General features: G+C 36.7%; 18 protein-coding genes and 1 other annotated feature. Of the genes, 4 read left to right on the forward strand and 14 right to left on the reverse strand.

Translation table 11 applies throughout. The annotated features are described in order from the left end of the window. Positions 1–108: 108 nt before the first annotated feature. From FG383_RS06315 to FG383_RS06330, 4 genes are all read right to left on the reverse strand, one after another. Positions 109–687 (reverse strand): PepSY domain-containing protein, encoded by a 579-nt coding sequence (locus FG383_RS06315; RefSeq protein WP_142606071.1) that lies wholly within the window; start codon positions 685–687, stop codon positions 109–111. Between the two features lie 86 nt (positions 688–773). After that, positions 774–2129 (reverse strand): sensor histidine kinase, encoded by a 1356-nt coding sequence (locus FG383_RS06320; protein WP_142606073.1) that lies wholly within the window; start codon positions 2127–2129, stop codon positions 774–776. After that, on the reverse strand, positions 2126–2830 hold the full coding sequence (locus FG383_RS06325; RefSeq protein WP_142606075.1) for a response regulator transcription factor: 705 nt from the start codon (positions 2828–2830) through the stop codon (positions 2126–2128). Before FG383_RS06325 ends, FG383_RS06320 begins: the two co-directional genes overlap by 4 nt. 403 nt (positions 2831–3233) lie before the next feature. After that, a complete protein-coding gene (locus FG383_RS06330) occupies positions 3234–3899 on the reverse strand; it encodes a hypothetical protein (RefSeq protein ID WP_142606077.1) in 666 nt (221 codons plus the stop codon). Positions 3900–4126: 227 nt separating this feature from the next. On the opposite strand from FG383_RS06330, the gene FG383_RS06335 reads away from it, so the two are divergent. The 4 genes from FG383_RS06335 (at position 4127) to FG383_RS06350 (ending at position 7135) form a co-directional block, all read left to right on the forward strand. Next, on the forward strand, positions 4127–4774 hold the full coding sequence (locus tag FG383_RS06335) for a Yip1 family protein (protein WP_142606078.1): 648 nt from the start codon (positions 4127–4129) through the stop codon (positions 4772–4774). 136 nt (positions 4775–4910) lie between these two features. After that, entirely contained in the window at positions 4911–5606 is a 696-nt protein-coding gene (locus FG383_RS06340) for a Type 1 glutamine amidotransferase-like domain-containing protein (RefSeq protein WP_142606080.1), read from the forward strand. An 88-nt stretch (positions 5607–5694) separates the two neighbouring features. Beyond that, a complete protein-coding gene (locus FG383_RS06345; protein WP_142606082.1) occupies positions 5695–6882 on the forward strand; it encodes an MFS transporter in 1188 nt (395 codons plus the stop codon). Between the two features lie 58 nt (positions 6883–6940). Then, positions 6941–7135: a hypothetical protein gene (locus tag FG383_RS06350; RefSeq protein WP_142606083.1), complete on the forward strand. Its 195-nt coding sequence runs from the start codon at positions 6941–6943 to the stop codon at positions 7133–7135. 71 nt (positions 7136–7206) lie between these two features. Here FG383_RS06350 and FG383_RS06355 read toward each other — a convergent pair whose 3' ends face one another. The 10 genes from FG383_RS06355 to brnQ form a co-directional block, all read right to left on the reverse strand. Further along, entirely contained in the window at positions 7207–7785 is a 579-nt protein-coding gene (locus tag FG383_RS06355; protein WP_142606084.1) for a TerD family protein, read from the reverse strand. A 112-nt stretch (positions 7786–7897) separates the two neighbouring features. After that, positions 7898–8974 carry a toxic anion resistance protein gene (locus tag FG383_RS06360; protein WP_142606086.1) on the reverse strand — a complete coding sequence of 359 codons (1077 nt, stop codon included), beginning with the start codon at positions 8972–8974 and terminating at the stop codon, positions 7898–7900. An 18-nt stretch (positions 8975–8992) separates the two neighbouring features. Next, on the reverse strand, positions 8993–10606 hold the full coding sequence (locus FG383_RS06365; RefSeq protein ID WP_142606088.1) for a YceG family protein: 1614 nt from the start codon (positions 10604–10606) through the stop codon (positions 8993–8995). A 24-nt stretch (positions 10607–10630) separates the two neighbouring features. After that, positions 10631–11437 (reverse strand): HAD family hydrolase, encoded by an 807-nt coding sequence (locus tag FG383_RS06370; protein WP_142606090.1) that lies wholly within the window; start codon positions 11435–11437, stop codon positions 10631–10633. Then, positions 11434–12549, reverse strand: a complete 1116-nt coding sequence (locus FG383_RS06375) for a cysteine protease StiP family protein (RefSeq protein WP_142606092.1) — start codon at positions 12547–12549, stop codon at positions 11434–11436. Before FG383_RS06375 ends, FG383_RS06370 begins: the two co-directional genes overlap by 4 nt. Before the next feature lies 1 nt (position 12550). Then, the gene (locus FG383_RS06380) at positions 12551–13903 is read right to left on the reverse strand and encodes a phosphoribosyltransferase domain-containing protein (protein ID WP_246096881.1); all 1353 of its coding nucleotides are present in this window, start codon (positions 13901–13903) and stop codon (positions 12551–12553) included. Continuing rightward, positions 13860–14990: an HpcH/HpaI aldolase/citrate lyase family protein gene (locus tag FG383_RS06385; RefSeq protein ID WP_142606094.1), complete on the reverse strand. Its 1131-nt coding sequence runs from the start codon at positions 14988–14990 to the stop codon at positions 13860–13862. Before FG383_RS06385 ends, FG383_RS06380 begins: the two co-directional genes overlap by 44 nt. 119 nt (positions 14991–15109) lie before the next feature. Continuing rightward, positions 15110–15685, reverse strand: coding sequence for a TerD family protein (locus FG383_RS06390; RefSeq protein ID WP_142606103.1), 576 nt, complete (start codon positions 15683–15685; stop codon positions 15110–15112). A gap of 14 nt (positions 15686–15699) precedes the next feature. Then, positions 15700–16323 carry a TerD family protein gene (locus FG383_RS06395; protein WP_142606105.1) on the reverse strand — a complete coding sequence of 208 codons (624 nt, stop codon included), beginning with the start codon at positions 16321–16323 and terminating at the stop codon, positions 15700–15702. Positions 16324–16493: 170 nt separating this feature from the next. Further along, positions 16494–17819: a branched-chain amino acid transport system II carrier protein gene (gene brnQ, locus FG383_RS06400; RefSeq protein ID WP_142606107.1), complete on the reverse strand. Its 1326-nt coding sequence runs from the start codon at positions 17817–17819 to the stop codon at positions 16494–16496. A 70-nt stretch (positions 17820–17889) separates the two neighbouring features. Beyond that, positions 17890–18142, reverse strand: a binding site (T-box leader). Positions 18143–18170 lie beyond the last annotated feature (28 nt).

The following is an 18170-nucleotide window of genomic DNA, read 5'->3' on the forward strand; positions in this document are numbered from 1 at the left end:
GTTAAAATATGGAGAGAAAAAGACTCGTTTTTTTTCATAAATGATAAAGCGACGGACACATCCTTCGATGTATCTGTCGCTTTTAAAGTAAGGGATGGGTGGAGTAGATCAGTCGTCCCAATTAACGGATTTTACTTCACCTGTGTATGCATCGACTTGGACGGTGGCTTCACGGTCATCGTCTCCGTTCTCGATTTCCACTTCTACAAGGTAATATGGAGTTTGACCAGGTATTTGGTGAAACTCAGTATCATCACTATCTGCCGTTCCTTTAAGATGCTTGGTTGCTATGTCTATCGCTTCTTGTATAGTTATTACGCTTACTTCGGTAGGTTCATTTGCAGATGTTTTGTCTTCTATTATTGGTTCTTTTCCTTCATTTGATGATTGTTGAGGTATTTCTTGGACGGGTATTTCTACTTTTTCCGTTTGAACTAAAGATAGAACATCTCCGCTTTTTGCATTTATTTTAATGACATAAACACCAGTTTCGAGCTTCATCTCTATTTGATATTCGCTTTCGGTCTTTGTTGTTTTTATTATATCTCCGGGATACTTTTCGAGTACCATCGAATTTGCTTCTTGTTCGGTTAGGTCCTTTGCTGAAATAGAAGGGGCTATCCATAACCCTAAGCAAAAAACAAGGAGAATACCTCCTATTGACCATATCCATTTCTTATTCTTCATCCTCTATCACTCCATGTACTAATTTGTTAGCAATAGTATATAACCTGAAAGTAAGAAAATGATGAGAAAGCTAGTGGTTAATTTAGCTATTTTCTATTGGTTTGAAAAAAAAGCGTAATAGTCGTTCCAAGGTTTTCTAAGCTATCCAGTTCAATCCGTATTTCAATTGCATCGGCTATTTGCTTTGCCATCGTGAGTCCTAGGCCAGATCCACCTTGTTTTCTGCTTCTTGCCTGGTCTACACGGTAAAAGCGGTCAAAGACATGAGGTAAATCATGCTTTGGAATTCCCATTCCTTTATCTTTAATTTGGATATATGTCTCATCGGATGCTTGACCGACATAAATCGTAATTTGATCCTCGCTATATTTTCGAGCATTATCTAAAAAGATATAAAGTAGTTGTTTTAGTTTTTGTGCATCGGTGAAACCAGTTGTTATTTCATTGCTATCGACTAATACGTTTCGTAGATAGGTGTTTTGGAATGTGTTTGCAGTTTCTTTGACAAGTTCTGTTATGTTTATTTGTTCTAATTGTATATTCCATTGCTCTTGCTGCCGAGCCAGTTGTAATAACTGCTCGGTCATTTCTCTCATCCGCACTGCTTCTGAGTAAATGGCATCAATAGATTCTTCAAACAAGTCGGGTCTTTCCAAACCTCTCCGCTTTAGCAGGTCAGCGTAGTTTTCAATAATTGTAAGGGGAGTTCTTAACTCATGTGAAGCATTGGAAACGAATTGTTCTTGTTTTTCAAAGTTTGACTGGAGTATATCAATCATATGATTAAACGTTTCTCCCATTTCCACTAGTTCACTTTCCGAAGTTTTTTCCAGTTCTAGTCTTTTAAATTGAGCACTTTTTTGAATATCTTTCATTGTATCAATCATGGACCTAATTGGTTGGATAATTAATTTACTCAAAACTCTACTAGATAAGAAAACGGGAATCATAGCGATAATAGTTACTACAATAAGTATGATTCGGAGTATGTTGATCATGTCATCCGTCGCTTGAATACTGCTTGTTACTTGGAGGTTCACAACACTTCCATCATTCCAAACGACTGGGTAGGAGACGAACACATAGCGCTTATTTTCGAGGGTCATTACTTCACTAATTTCGCCAGCTAAAAAATGCTTAGGTCGTGATTCTAATGCTGGCTCGGAAGGGGAAGTAATTTTTGCGTTACTTGTTAAATCATTATTCACTACTCGAATCATCCCGTCGACGGGAACATAGGCAAGAAGCAGTTGATTAGGGGGAATACTATCCTTCGTCCTTCCGATATCAGCTACAATCTTTTCGACACTAGCTACTGCTCTATTGACTTCGTTTGTCGTCATTAAATGACTGAAAAGAAAGTAGATAGAAGCGTTCATAAGGATTAATAAAACAATAAATAACACCGAAGTATATAAATTAATTTTATTTCGAAGTTTCATGTTGCATCCTTTAAGACGTAGCCGACGCCTCTAACTGTGTGGATAAGTGCTTGATCATATCCTGCATCTATTTTTTTTCGTAAGTACCGAATGTATACATCTACTATTTTCGTTTCTCCATCATAATCATAGCCCCAAACCACTTCTAAAATTTGATTTCGTTCTAAAACTTGCCGCTTATTTTTCAATAAGTATAAAAGTAAATCATATTCTTTAGGTGTTAACTCAATATCGTTTTCTTTTCGTATGACTTCGCGTGTTTTCTCATTTACCTTCAAATCCCCAGCATGCAACCATTCATCTTGCACCACTTCTGCGGTGGAAGTTGTAACTTGCTTCATTCGTAAGACTGCTCGAATTCGTGCAAGTAATTCTTCCATTCGGAAAGGCTTTGTAATGTAATCGTTAGCACCGAGATCTAAACCAGATACTTTATCTTCAATCGAATCTTTAGCTGTAAGCAAAATAACCGGGATGAAGGAATCTTTTAATCGAATACGACGAAGTAACTCGATTCCACTCATACCGGGTAGCATTACATCTAATAATATTAAATCCCAGCTTCGCGAACGATAAACTTCAAAAGCGTCATGACCATCCATGGCTTTACCTACTTCATATCCTTCATAATCAAGTTCGATTTCCAGTAATCTTAAAATTTTTTCTTCATCTTCTACAACTAAAATAGATTCTTTGGACAAAAGCTATTCCACCCCTTGTTCTAGATCAATGTCTATATTCTACATTACTCGGGTGCATAATAAAAAGAAGTTGATATAAAATTATGTAAATAGCTCAATTGATTGATCACGTACCAATTGAGCTATACTTACTTTTTCATTTTAGACATGAATCTACATAGTGAGACGATAGGAGGTGGTAGTTTTTTGTGATCAATTAACAGAATTCAATTGAGATAAGTCTTGTGCAATCTGCTATATAATCACCTCCGAATTGCAAGTTTTCTCTCCTGTTAGAGAGATTAATATACTATATTAAATCTATTTGCTAATGCTTAGGTTCCTATCTTGAATAGAAAAAATCCTTTTTGTAAAAGTAAACTAAGGAAAGTGATTTTGAGTAAACTATCTATTACTTGTTTAGTTAGATAGTTTGGGGGAGGGTGGATAAAAGTGTATTTATGCTTCCTTTTACTTGTAAGACACTTTCTAATAAATTTTTCACTTCTTCAAAAGCTTCATCTAGCTGTAATTCTTGCTGTTTCATGTTTTTTAGAATGATTTCATTTAATTTCTGGAGTGTCTCTTGTTTCTCCAAGGATGTTTGGTTATCTAGTTGGTTTTTTTGCAGTTGATTCCAAATGGTTTCCAAATAGTTATCGTGTTTGTTAACGCTTTGTTGCAGTCTGTTTAATAATTCATACTGTTTATGTGATCGTTTCGTGAGTAACTTATTAAAATTATCCTGCTTATTTATATGTTCATTCATTGTAAGAAGGGAGTGCTCTTGTTTTTTTATATAGCTTTTGTAACTGTTAGATGTTCGAGCCATTTCAAGAAAAATATCTCTTAGATGCAGGTAATTTTGTCTCTGGATTTTCTTTTGAAGGTTAAAAGCTTGTTCTTGCTTACGAATATCTCCTAATATTGTTTGACATGTATTTTCTAGTTGGGTAATGCAGTTCATCACATGAAGATTAGCGGCTTTTTGCTCTTCTAAAGAATCTTTGTATTGATCCGTAACAAAAAGACGCTGGTCCTTATTCATTGCAAGCGCTGTGGAAAATATCTGTACCTTTGACTCTTTCATTTCTACATACTCCTTTTAAAAGTAACTGGTCGACATACCTTATGTTATGTGCCTACTTCTGTTTGGGTGAAGAATTCGCTGTAGCTTATTCAGAGCCAAGTTGTTGTCGAATGTTTGGATTTGGAAGGAAATTGGTGTTTTTTGTCGAATATAAATGTAAATCAATAAATAAAATTGGTTGCATTGGCATACTTTAAAAGAGGAAGAAATTAACTGGGGGGAGTAGTTTGAAAAAGGAAGAATTTGAAGCGCTAAATCCGTTTTACTCCATTTGGCTTTCTACAAGAGAAACGATTCGTTATGTGCTAGATTATAAGGATTTAAGATATTCGTTAACGATAGCCGCTATTGCAGGTATACCTAGTGCAATAAATGCTGCAGATAAGTTGTGGGAACGTTTTGATATTTCATTGTGGTTAATGCTAATCGGCATTATTGTACTTGGTCCTTTACTTAGTTTAGTTGGGGTGTATATTGGAGCCGCAATTTACACATGGATAGGGAAATTGTTTGGAGGTATAGGTAAGTACAAAGAGATGCTTCAGGCCATTGGAATAGTAATGGTTACACAAATTTGGATGGCTCCGTTTTGGATATTATCCGCTATTTTTGTTTATAATGATTTCCTAGTAATTGATGTAGTTTCGGGGATTAATCCAGGTGCAATTATTTGGTTTATCATTTCATCTTTAATCACGATTACGTTTTCCATTTGGGTGATTATCATCCAAAGTAAAGCAATTGGTGAAGTCCACCAGTTTTCTAGTTGGAAAGGATTTGCGACATTAATCATTCCTTCTATCGTAATTGGTATTATTGTATTTATAATTACAATCATCATTGTATTTTCATTTATTGGAGCTTCCACATACTAAAACTTTCAAAGTGCTAACACTTTAACTATTTTGAATAGTGAAGTTTTGGCGCTTTTTTCATGTTATTATGGAAACAATAGAGGGTAATGTTTAAAAGAAAATATATAAAGTGAGGATTACATAGGAGGATAAAGCAATGAGACAAATTATTGCAATGGGGGGCGGCGGTTTTTCAATGGAACCGGAAAACCCATTATTAGATCGATATATATTGAAGCAATCATCCAAAAAAAGACCCAAAATTTGTTTTATCGGAACAGCTAGTGGGGATGCAGATAGTTATATTGAAAAGTTTTATCATTTTTTTCAACAAGAAGTATGTGAACCGACACATTTATCTTTATTTAAACCTCCTACGCGTGATATTCAGAAATTCATCCTGGAACAGGACATTTTATATGTAGGTGGTGGCAACACCAAAAATCTAATGGTTCTTTGGAAAGAGTGGGAACTAGACATAGCTATTCGACAAGCTTATAACAATGGAACCATTTTATCAGGTATTAGTGCCGGCTCGCTGTGTTGGTTTGAAGAAGGGGTGACGGATTCATACGGTGACGAACTGGAGCCTATTTCTTGTCTTGGATTAATAAGCGGAAGCAATTGTCCACATTATGATGGAGAGGAAGATAGACGTCCTGTTTATCAAAAATTTATCGAAGAAGGCATTATTGGGGCGGGATACGCTGCCGATGATGGTGTTGCCCTACATTTTGTTAATGAAAAATTAAAAGATGTAGTGAGCTCTCGTCCACAAGCAAATGGATATCATGTGGATACGGGCATAGAAACAAAGTTATCCACAACATATTTAGGTACTGAACATCAATAGAAGAAAGATGATTCCTGAAAACATATCGAATTACATTGAGATAATAAATTGTAATGTGTAGTTTTTGATAAAGAGGCGATTTTTAGAAATGGATTATATACAAAAAGGAACGCGAGATTTTAAAAAAACGAATTTGGCTTTATTTGCAGCGGGGTTTATTACATTTGCTAATTTATATAGTACACAGGCTGTGCTCCCAGAGTTTTCAAGGGAATTTCAAATTTCTCCTGCTGTGGCGAGTTTGTCCTTGTCCTTTGCGACTTTTGCATTAGCGATTAGCCTCGTGATTTTTGGATCGCTTTCAGAGGCATGGGGACGTAAACGATTGATGACGCTTTCTATTGTTTCGGCATCTGTTTTAACATTGGCAATAGCTTTTTCTCCTAGTTTTGAATTTCTCCTCGTTTTGAGGGTCATTCAAGGAATCACATTTGCAGGTCTTCCCGCTATTGCGATGGCATACTTAGGGGAAGAAGTGGAGGCGAAGAGTCTCGGAGTTGCTATGGGTCTTTATATTAGTGGTAACTCGGTTGGAGGATTAGCTGGTCGTATTATTATGGGGACGATGACCGACTTGTTTAGTTGGAAAGTTGGAATGATTTTTCTTGGACTTCTGAGCATTGCGATTAGCATTTACTTTGTTGTAGCCTTGCCTAATTCTAAGCATTTTGAACCGCGAAAATTACAGTTTAAAGCGTTGGTAAGTTCACTACTAGCGCATTTAAAAGATCTAAAAATGCTGTGTCTTTTCGGTATTGGCTTTACATTGATGGCGAGTTTTGTTTCTTTGTATAACTATATTAGTTTTAAGCTACTTGCTCCTCCGTATTCATTGAGTACGACAATTGTTGGCTGGATTTTTATTATTTATTTGGTTGGAACGTTTAGTTCTACATGGTTCGGTAGCCTTGCTGATCGTTATGGACGTCCTAACGTCTTGATAACAGGTATTCTTATCATGTTTGCGGGTAGTCTTATTACACTAGATATTCATCTGGTACTTAAAATTGTTGGGATTACAATATTTACTTTTGGTTTCTTTGGTGCACATTCGATTGCAAGCGGTTGGGTGAGTCATCGAGCAAACCATGATAAGGCACAAGCTTCTTCCCTTTATTTATTTTTTTATTATTTTGGCTCGAGTATCGGTGGAACTACGGGAGGTGTTTTTTGGGAGAAGTTTGGCTGGGTTGGCGTCATTGGCTTAATCGCTTGTTTTCTCCTAGGTGCAATTGTTCTTTCGTACTGCCTTCGTCGTTTTTTAGAGCGTGAATGAAACGACATTTACTAGCCATATTAAAAGGGAACAAATGATAGGAAAAGGGGCTTTTAATATGTCTAGTGAAAATTATAAAAAAGCGAGTAAATACACGAATTCGTTAAATCCGAACGCTAAAAACAAAAACGTGAAGGAAGAAATTTCGATTGAGCTAGCTGAGTTTGACAGCTTGTTACCGAAGCAGGAACCGATGACACCGAACCAACGTAAAGAAGGTTTGGCAGATAAAATGTACAAAGATAAAGGCTAATGAGGCACAAGAAGAAAGGGCTATCCACAAGTCATTTTTGACAAGTGGATAGCCCTAAATTCGTTGTCGTTTTAGTTTAGTCCAAATTCGTTAATTAATGCAGCTAACCCACCTTGGAAGCCGCTACCGATTGCATTGAACTTCCATTCGTTGTTGTGTCGGTAGATTTCACCGACTACGAGCGCTGTTTCAATTGAAAAGTCTTCACCTAAATCATAACGAACGATTTCTTCATTCGTATCTTCGTTGACAATTCGAATAAAAGCATTGGAAACTTGCCCAAAGTTTTGTTTACGCTGATCTGCATCGTGAATAGTAACTGTAAAAACGACTTTTTGTACCACACTAGGAACAATAGGTAATTTTACAAGTAATTGTTCGTCATCTCCATCGCCGACTCCAGTACGGTTATCCCCAGTGTGGATAACAGATCCTTCTTCGCTTTGTAAATTATTATAAAAGATAAAACTTTTCTCATTAAAAGCTTTTCCATTACCGTCCACGATGAAAGCGGATGCATCTAGGTCAAAATCTTCACCGCCACTGTATCTATTTGTATCCCAGCCCAATCCGACTAAGACATTTTTTAAACCTGGATTCGTTTTCGTTAAATCAATTTTTTGACCCTTTGAAAGGTTAATAACTGACATGTTGTTTCCTCCTCATCCATTTTGTTAATCAAATGCGCCTTGACATATTTGCTTACGCTGCAGACTTTAACTTTATTCAGTAGGGATTTGAACGCCTACTGAATAAAGTTAATTATTTTCTTTGACCGTCCTCGTATTTCTTTTGTAGCTCTTCTAGTCGAAGGCGACCTTGTTCTCTCATTTTGCGATTTTCTTCTTCGATCGCTTTTGTTTCGTTCATCCCACGCATAATCGTATCCCATGTTTGTTCGATTGTTTCGATTTTAATGCTTGGTTGCCCGGACATTCTAGCGATATCCACACTTTGTTTCGAAATATCATTGGCATTGCGAAGGAGCATTTCATTTGTTCGGCGATCTAATTCACTCATTGATTGTGCTACAAGGTTTTGTCTTTTTGCAGAAATGGCATTAATCAGTCCGGTTTTAAAAATCGGAATAGTTGTTACAAACGCTGAGTTTATCTTCCCGATTAGCTTTGTATTACCGCGTTGAAGCATTCTAATTTGTGGTGCGGATTGATAGGAAACTTGTTTAGCCATTTCTAAATCATAAATTCGTTGATCGAGTAGTTCAATTGCGTTTTGTAGGCTATTTAGTTCCATTAACACAAGCTGATCACCAGATTCTGCTTTTTGTTGTAAATTAGGGACAAGCTGTCTTAACTGGTTTACTTTAAGTTCACCTGCTACGATATATTTTTCTAATTCCATAAAGTAGTTAAAGTTTTTATCGTACAATTCTTCTAGTGTAGCTGTTGAGCTTTTCATCTCTTTTTCGTATTTTGTTATTTCTACAAATACTTTATCGATTTCACTGCCCATCGTTTGGTATTTGTTAAATAACTTTTCGATGATTTTTTCACCTTGTTTAAATATTTTACCGAAGAAAGAAGGCTTTTCAACGAAATCCTTTTTGTCGAATTTATCCATAATTTTACCGAGCTGTTTTAAAAGTTCGCTTGATTCTTCCATACTGCTCGATTTAATAGTACTTAAAATTTTTCCTGTAAATGTGGATATTTCATTTGCAGGTTCACGTCCGAACTCTAAAAGCTCGATTTGGTTTTTAGGATCTATTCTAGCTACTAGTTGTAATACTTGAGGGTCTCTTTTCAGTTGTGCTTTTAAATCGGTACTTTCCTCTAATAACTGCTCTTGTTGGTCTATTTCTAACTTTTGTAGTTCCATTTCTTTTTCCTCCTCATACTAGCGAAACTTTTTAAAGATTTTTTGTACGACGCTCGGATTTTTAAATGGTTCATTAAAACTTCGATCATCCATCCAATGTAAGTCAAAAGTACCTTCCTGTACCCATTTTTCAATGTCCAGATGACCTTTTGGGTTAACGATGACGACGTCAAGTCCTAATAAATGCATCATACATAATGCGTTTGCGTCGGCTCTACTTAACTCCGGACCATTTTCCTCATTGTAGAGAAAGATGGTAGGAACGAATTGTGGATAGTCAAAAGTTTGCAAAAGGCGAATTACAAAATTCGGTAAAACCATTGATTGAGCAAATGCATATAACTGAAGATCTTCCATTGTTTCACTTCCTTGGCGAAGTAAAATTGGATCTTCGGCATGTTTTGCAATGGCTTCCCCAATGACAGTTTGGGTTCCTACAGGTAGTTTATCGTATGTCCACCAATTGGCAGCTCTCATTTTTTCGGGATTTAGTATGCCGTTTGCTCCTAGTGCATCTCGATAATGAAATAATTGATTTGTTTTTTGCTCTTTTGTGAATGGAAAATGCCGAATGACATGTGTATCTTCACGTTCAGTTAAAGAGTGCACATTATTCCAGAAGCGTTTTCGGTTTTTATCAATTCCCATCATTTTAGCAAACACAACGGGGATCGTTACTTGTTTGTTGCTTACCTCGAAATAAGGACGAATCATTGCTCTTTCTTTTGCGATTAAAAATACTTCATCCTCCGTCGTTTTTAACCGGATAGAGTTTGTGGAAAAAGATTTAAATTGGAACGGTTTATATAGTCCTGAATTTTCATGATGTAATAGTTCATTAATTTCTTGCGTTGCTTTAAATGCAACAGTTCCTGCAATTTTCGGCATTTCATCTGGTAATGGTTTTAATTCCGTTTCTATTTTGGGGAATCGATAGCTATGTTCTGCATCAATTCCTAGCATTTGTTTTGGCCATGGCTCATCAGAAGGATTAAACAGCACGACATGAAAGCCGAAGTTAGCTAAATATGTAAGGAACCACTTTTCACTTGGTGTAGCATTCCCATACCAAAGATATCCAGGAAGTCCTGTTTTAAAGTCTATTTTTTCTATAACAGGCTCAACATGATTGAAAATCCATTTCACAAGATCTGTCGTAATCCGCCGATACTCATGATGTAGTGTACCTTCCGCATAAGTAGCTTGAAGCTTCTTCAATATATCTATCAATGTTGTTCTAATTCTTCTATTTAGACCTGCATCTTTTAGGGTAGGTAGTAATGAATACCCATCTAAAAAGGCAACCATACGATTTGGAGATAATCCTTTTTCTTTTCGATGCATATCGAATAGTTGGTTGATCGAGCGTAACCTATCTGCTGTGATTTCCTTATTAAGCGCATCAGAGAGGATTGTTAACATGCCAGAAGATTCGTTTACTTGTGTATGCAGGAAAGAGAAATATTCATCTTCATCTAAGGACATTCCGACGTATTGGCACACTAATTGAGGGTAAGTTAGTCGTTCCCCGTCAATAGAAACTTGCGTAGGATCTCCTAAAGAGTCTTTTAACCAATTTCCAATATTGGATGAATCCCACGAGTTCATCCGTTTTGGATTTAAATTCACCATGGGTTCTCCCCCTATTCATACCTATTATAACAAATATTCACACACTTTTTTTACTATTTCTTCACCAGCAAGCACTCCACTATTGTTTGTAACGAAAATATGAGGGGGGAGCAGTTCCCTCTGCTTAACTGCTTCGCCGTGAGAGGGGATATAGCCTTGATCGGCACTCATAACCATGTCAAAGTCAAGCATGGAATCTCCAGCTGCAAGGACCGTTTTTGCCCCAATGCGTTCTTTTACAAATTGAAGTGCCGTTGATTTATTAATACAATTTGGCATAATATATAATTTTCTACCTTGATGGGAAAGCGTAAAGCCTTGCTCATAAAAAATTTGCGAAAGATTTTCGAGTTCTTCCACCGAGAACATTTCTTCATCGATAATCATATATACAAACCAGGACTCTGCGTGTAAAACACGAAGAACGAACTCTTTTTTAGCATATGCCTCTAATTGGGGCATTACATGTTCGATCGTCGTGCAGTCTAGCTGGAGTTGTCTTTTCACTTTGTCTGACCACTCGTTAAGAGGCCGTCCATTTTCTAAAATAACAGCACCATTGGAAACAATCGCATAAGTTGGTTTTTCAGATGGTTTAAAAATGCCTGTAATTCGATTATATTGATCCGCAGTCCTTGTAGTAACAGGTACAAAAGTGATTACGGGTGAAATTTTATGAAAGTATTTAATTTCTTTAGTAGTCATAAAAGCAGTTGGTTTTTCATCGACCCATTCTACAGCAGCAAGGTCCTGTTCGTGGACCTCCGTACCTCTGGAGTTTTTGCTGTAAATAAGTGTTCGATCTAAATCACTCGCAAACAGGATGGTCATAATAGATCCTCCGATTCAATCAGTCCAATGGCAAGATAAAATAACTCCGGAACAACTTCTATTGGAATATTTTTTTCCTTGCTTAACTGTAAGATATGTCGAACTGATTCGTGGTTAGTATCTCGTATTAATATTTTATATGGCTTTCTTCTCAATAATACCCTTGTTGTTTCTCCGACACTTGGTTTTACTTTACTAATATCTACTGTTTTGTAGAACTGTTTAGCAATTGCTTCTACTTCCTTCATGCCTCTCCAAGTTCTTTCGTTTTTGATGGGGAAGCCAGCCGCTAATTTGTTGATAGTTTCTTCCTGACTAGAAAATCGATTAGAAATATTATCTATAAAATCATTAGAAACATCTTCTTCTTCAAGCTCTGCATAATATTTGGCACCATGATAATCACCAGATTGTTGAAGTTGTTCATTTAAAACGGTGCGACTGACTAGTCCAGAAACGGTTGAGTTTAAACAAGCGTTTGGAATGAGGAAATCTTCCCTTGTGCCAAATAGAGAGGCACATTCGCCAGGGTCCGATAAAACAGCCAAATCATCATTTAAAAGAAATTGGTATGTTTCATTTAAATACTGAACTGATTTTGTCAGCTCGTTTTGGATTGCACCTTTTCCTGTCCAACCATCGACAAATTGAAGATGGCTATTCGGGTATAGTTCTCTAATTGTTTTAACTGCTTCCACATCGATTCCTTTTCCCCTTAGTATAGATATACTAAAATGTGGCCAATTAAGTTTCAAAAAACTTTTTGCGTATCTTTTCATTAATATGCCAATTGGACTTCCTGCTCGTGCAAGGGAGACGAGTACGACATCGTCTGTGTTTGCGAATTTTCTTACTCGTCTTGTTAAAATGCCAACTAGTTGTGCGACATAGTCAGCAGAATCCTCTAATGCTTCATCATAAATTTTCGTATATTCAGCAGTAGGACGATATTCAACAGGTAAAGACTCGGCATAATGAGATCCATTCCGAAAAGACTTTTCCCGTGATTCAATAGATGACTCGATTTGTACATTTGATAAATCCTTCAATAAAAACGTAATATCGTCGGGAGAATAGCTTGTTTTTACTAACTCATTCGTATGTAACTTCATCTTATTCTACTCCTTCAAATGGCATAGTAAGGGATATCCATGTAACAGGTGCAAAAGTTTCCAGATGAGTTAAGAGAGGGAACCAGGTAGTACTTTCTTTCACGGATTCTGCTACCACGATAATTTGTTCGGCTTCTACGTCTGAGAGGTTGTATACATATTGATCAATTCCGTTTGAGTCCGGTAAAGTGAATTTACATTTATGTTTAATTGGATATAATTTTTCGTTTTTTGCGTAAATAGGACTTCTTGTTGTTGTTTGCACTTTTGTCTTTTCACCAAGGGCTAAAGCAAATCTAAGTGGAATATATATATTTTCTCCAACACCAATCACGAGAGTGGATTTCTTTCTATCAATGGAAGGTAGCTTGTGTATCAGTTTTTGAATCCAGATTTCCATTTCATCGTGATGATCATCGGTTAAACCAAATCTGCCTGTGAAAGTGTTGTATGCTGCATGTGCACTATAATAGGTAGAAGTAACTGGCGTTGCTAATGCCTCGTCTGCAAACACGTCAAATTCCTTATATTCGTTAAGGTAAGTCAGTTCATTTTCTTCAATCGATGCATCATTACTCAATGAAAATTGCCCAGAAAGCATGGAAATAACTTCTGCAGAAATACTACGAGCTTTCATGACGTGATCAAATTCACTTCGTTGGTCGTCGTTACGCCAATCTAAAATAGACAATACTTTATATCGTTTTCTAGGAAATGATTTATTTAAGGCAGCGATTAAATTGATTGCTGTAAGACCTGTCGTAATTTCATCATCCACAAGTACAATCGTTTCTGCTTCCATAAGTATCTCTTCAGGCGCATAAACACGGTGCGAAGTAGCATGTGAATGTTCCTCTTCAAAATAAAAAGAAGGCTCCAAATGGAGTATTTCTTCTCTCGTAGTATGGATATATGCCGCGTCATGAAAGTGGTTGAATACCGCATGTCCTAAACCAGTTGCAGTTTCTGCAAATCCTATAAAAACGGTTTTTGTCGGTAATTTCGCTTTGTATGCCAAAGATGTTGCACTTAACGCTCGATCTGGGACACCTGAATTCACCATTTGCACTATTTCATTTAACTGTGGATGAGGTTTTTCACCTTCGCTTTCCAAAAGCATGGACGCCAAAATAGAACCGGTTCCAAGAGCAATAGCAGGATCTACTGCTAAATGCTTTCCAAGTAAGCGGCTTACGAATAAAAAGTTCCTCTTTTTGTTGATTCTTATACCCATTTCAAAAAGAGAGTCAGGAGAGAAATTATTTGGATTATTTTTTATCTCAATCGTTAATTTTAAGTCTCCATGTAAGTTATACGTTTTTAATGTGTTGGAGGAAGTCGAGTGATGTAACATTTTCTTTGAGCACCCCATAAATTTCTGCTTGGATTAGTATTTTTAAAGCCCAGTTATAATGAGGCTTTACTTCATTCATTTTGTTTCTAGCCGAACTTCGTAAAACTCCATTCGTTCCCTGTTTATTTCCAACGATTAAACGTGCATCATCGTATATTTCTTTTGTTACTATGTAAGCGGTATTTACAATTTCAATTTGTGAAGGGTGAACACAGGTTTTCCCTGAAAATCCATTGACTACATCTAATTGCACTTCCTTCCACAAAACAGCTTCAAAATCACTTAAGGTTTTTGTGGAATTCATGTGGTTTTGCGGTTTAAAATAGTCGTAGACAGGACCAGAAATGACAAAGTTATCTTCGTATCGCGTGAATTTATTCAAAATGGCAGTTAAACAATCTGCAATGAGCTTTATATCATATACCGTTAGATTGCCCGGACGTCTTAAACTGAAAAGACTTGTAAAATCAGTTGCGCCAACACGAATTTTTAAAATAATGTCTTCGAATCGCTTAAACAGCTTGTACAGATTATCGAGTTCTTGTTCTCTAGTTTCCGTATAAATTATTTCTTTTGTTTCTAAAATAGGTAAGGCATATAAATGTGTTGAATAATGCAGATTAATCATTTGTAAGCAAGCCAAAAAAATTTCTGCATTAGCAGCGGTACACTTGGGAAAAACTATCCCGGTAAAAAGACGAATGGTGCTTCCTAATTGTTCTGCTAGTTTTTGAAGTTGCTCTATGTCCCGAATTCGAAGGAATAGAAGGGGGAGTTCCAGTTCTGTAGTACTGTCATTTTCAAAAGCTTGCTCTATTAAGCGGAGCTCATGTATCACGTTATTTTCTGCTTCGATTAGTTCCGAGTCAGCTATCGAATCTTCTAAACAAATAATCGTGTTCGTTAAGTTTTTTAAATGATCGTTTGTTAACTTTAATGAGATATTGGGCATGGAACCAGGAATATATAAGGTGGCCCCTAGTGCAATACCTAATTTTTTTCTCTCTAGATTTCTAGAGAATTCTTTAGGTGGTACATGAAAAAAATGGTGTATTTCCTCTTCATGCACGCTTCTAAAATGCTTCATGAATTTCACTCCTAAAAAATGAAGAACACCATGTTAGGTTCACCTGGATTCCACTTTTGATATACTTTTTGTAAAATAAAAAGCAAGGAAAAGTACCCTTGCTTTTTGTTCTTGCCATTTTAGTTTAGGCCAAAGTCAGTAACTAGAGCTCCTAAACCACCTTGGTATCCACTACCAATTGCGTTGAACTTCCACTCGCCGCTATGACGATACAATTCTCCTACAACAACAGCAGTTTCAATAGAGAAGTCTTCCCCAAGGTCATAACGGATTAATTCTTCTCCAGAATCTGCATTTAAAATTCGTACATATGAGTTATTTACTTGACCGAAGTTTTGTCCACGTGCTTCTGCGTCGTGAATCGTAATGCTGAATGCAATTTTTTCAATGGAAGCAGGTACTGTAGATAAGTTAATATTTACTGCCTCATCATCCCCAGCACCGTCTCCAGTGCGGTTATCTCCAGTATGAACAACAGCACCACCTGCACCTGTTGTATTATTATAGAATACGAAGTCACTTTCAGAAGAACATTTTCCGTTGCTTCCGAGTAAGAATACAGAAGAGTCTAGATCGAAATCATTACCACCGTCGTATTTATTTGTATCCCATCCTAATCCTACTGTTACATTCACCAAACCTGGGTTTGTTTTTGTTAAATCTACCTTTTGTCCTTTTGATAAGTTAATGCCCATTAATAAACCACTCCTTATAAGTATTTGTTTGCAATTGAACCAATGTCTAAATCTGATGTTCCTTCACCGACAGCGGAGAATTTCCACTCAGAGCCGTGACGGTATAATTCTCCAGGGAAAAGAGACGTTTTTCCAGCATAGCTTTCGGATAGATTATAATGTACTAACTCTTCTTTACTGCCGTTATCCACGAGACGAATGAAGGCGTTTTGAATAAGTCCAAAATCTTGCTTTCTTTGGCTTGCTTGATAAATATTCACTACAAACACCAATTTATGTACAGATGGTGAAATAGCATTTAAATTCACATTAATTACTTCGTCGTCGCCAGCACCATCGCCGGTGCGGTTATCGCCTGAATGAACGACACTACCATCTTGACTCGTTTTGTTTCCAAAATACACTAAATTTTGTTTTGATAATAACTTTCCTTTTTCATCTAAAAGTAGCACAGAAGCGTCACAGTCAATTTCAGCGCCCCCAGCAGTACTGCCACCTAATAGTCCGCCTAAAAATCCACCGCTTTTTTTCTTTTCTTTAACTACCGGATCCCAGCCTAAACCAACCATAACGCTTGATAAGGAAGATCTTCCTTTCGTTAAATCTATTTTTTGACCTTTTACCAAATTAATGCCCATTCATATCCCTCCATTTAAAAATAGCCTTATAAATGATACGTTGTTGCGTGCAAAAAGTTTCAAAAAATAGAACTAATAATACATTCTGTTTTTTTTTTGATAGAGCAGATAAAGAATGCTTTTCAAAATTTTTTACCTATTACTATTATTACCACAAAAAGAGTGGAACTTCACTTAATATGAAGTTGTGCTGTAATCATTTTTGATTTTCTTTTTGCTACATGTATTCCATAACCTATTACGGTCCCGATCAATGCAGGAATAATCCATCCTAACCCAAGTGCTGCAAAAGGCAAATAGCTCATATAAGTATCAACAATTCCAAAGGTGAGTCCAAATGCTTTTAACCCATCATACAACGCAACTACTCCGGTAAAAATCATTGCACTCATGTAAACGGATGACGAGCCTCCAAATAACGGGTGAAATAAAGAAATCACGATTAACACAATTGTTAAAGAGTAAGTAGCCACTAAGAATGGAACACTCACCGATAAAATGGTGCTTAGTCCAAAGTTTGCTAATCCAAAGCTTATTAGTGTAAAAAACAGCGCAATTTTTTTGTAACTAACTTTTGGAATTAGAGAGTGGAAATAGTTACCACAAGCAGAAACTAATCCTACGCAGGTAGTGAAGCAAGCTAATACAAAAATGATGCCAAGCAATACATTGCCCCATTGTCCGAACAGTAATAAAGAAGCAGAAGAAAGTAGAACACTTCCGTTTTCAAATGATCCTAATCCCCCCATTTTTACGCCGATATAACCTAAGGAAAAATACACAACAGTCAGTAATAGCCCTGCTAGAAGACCCGCCTTTAGCATCTCTCTTCGCATCATTTTTCCTTCCGTAACTCCTTGCTGTTTCAACGTAGTTAAAATGACAATCCCAAAAGCAAGTGCAGCAAGTGCATCCATTGTGTTATAACCTTCCAAAAATCCTTTTAGGAAAGGGGAGTTTACATATTCTGGAGTTGTAGGGTCCAATGCTCCGTTTTTTAATTGAATAAAGCCCACCACAACTAATGCAAACATACTTAGTAATAAAAGAGGTGTTATTATTTTTCCCATGAGATCTACCATTTTACTTTGGTTTAAGCTAACTAAAAAAACTAGAAGGAAAAACACTGCTACAAAACCTGCTAAAGCGTAGGGAGAATCAGTAATAAAGGGTTTTAACCCCATTTCATATGCAAGCGAGGCATTACGCGGGATAGCTAGAAATGGCCCAAGCGACAAATAGACAATAAGCGTAAAAGTGATACCGAAAACAGGATGGACTCTACTAGCTAGCGTACGAACCCCGCCTTCCACAAATGACAAAGCAGTTAGTACAAGTAGTGGAAGACCAACTGCAGTAACGATGAAACCAATCATAGCGAGCGGAAAATTTGTCCCTGCATTTGCACCTAAAATTGGGGGGAAAATTAGATTACCAGCCCCAAAAAACATTGAAAATAACATTAATCCAACAAAAACAGTTCTAGATTTACTCATTTCATTCACTCCTTTAATCAAATAATCCATATTCAGTGAAAAAATAGGCACAAAAAAAACTCGCCCCTATAAAAGGGACGAGATTACTCGCGATACCACCCTAATTCCAGAAATCTGTTTTTCACAAAATTTCTGGCACTCAGCCAACGTACAAACATACGTGATCCCATGATAACGGGGGATAAACCGGCAAAATCTACTAATAGTTCAACTTTGCTTCTCCGAGATTACTTCCGAAATAGGCTTAAACATCGACTTTCAGCAAGCGTCGACTCTCTTTAGATTAAGTGACCATTCGTACTTATTCTCTTCAACGAATTTGGATTTGAGTAATAGCTTATCAAGTGAAAA

Source organism: Psychrobacillus soli (assembly GCF_006861775.1).
Lineage (GTDB): Bacteria > Bacillota > Bacilli > Bacillales_A > Planococcaceae > Psychrobacillus > Psychrobacillus soli.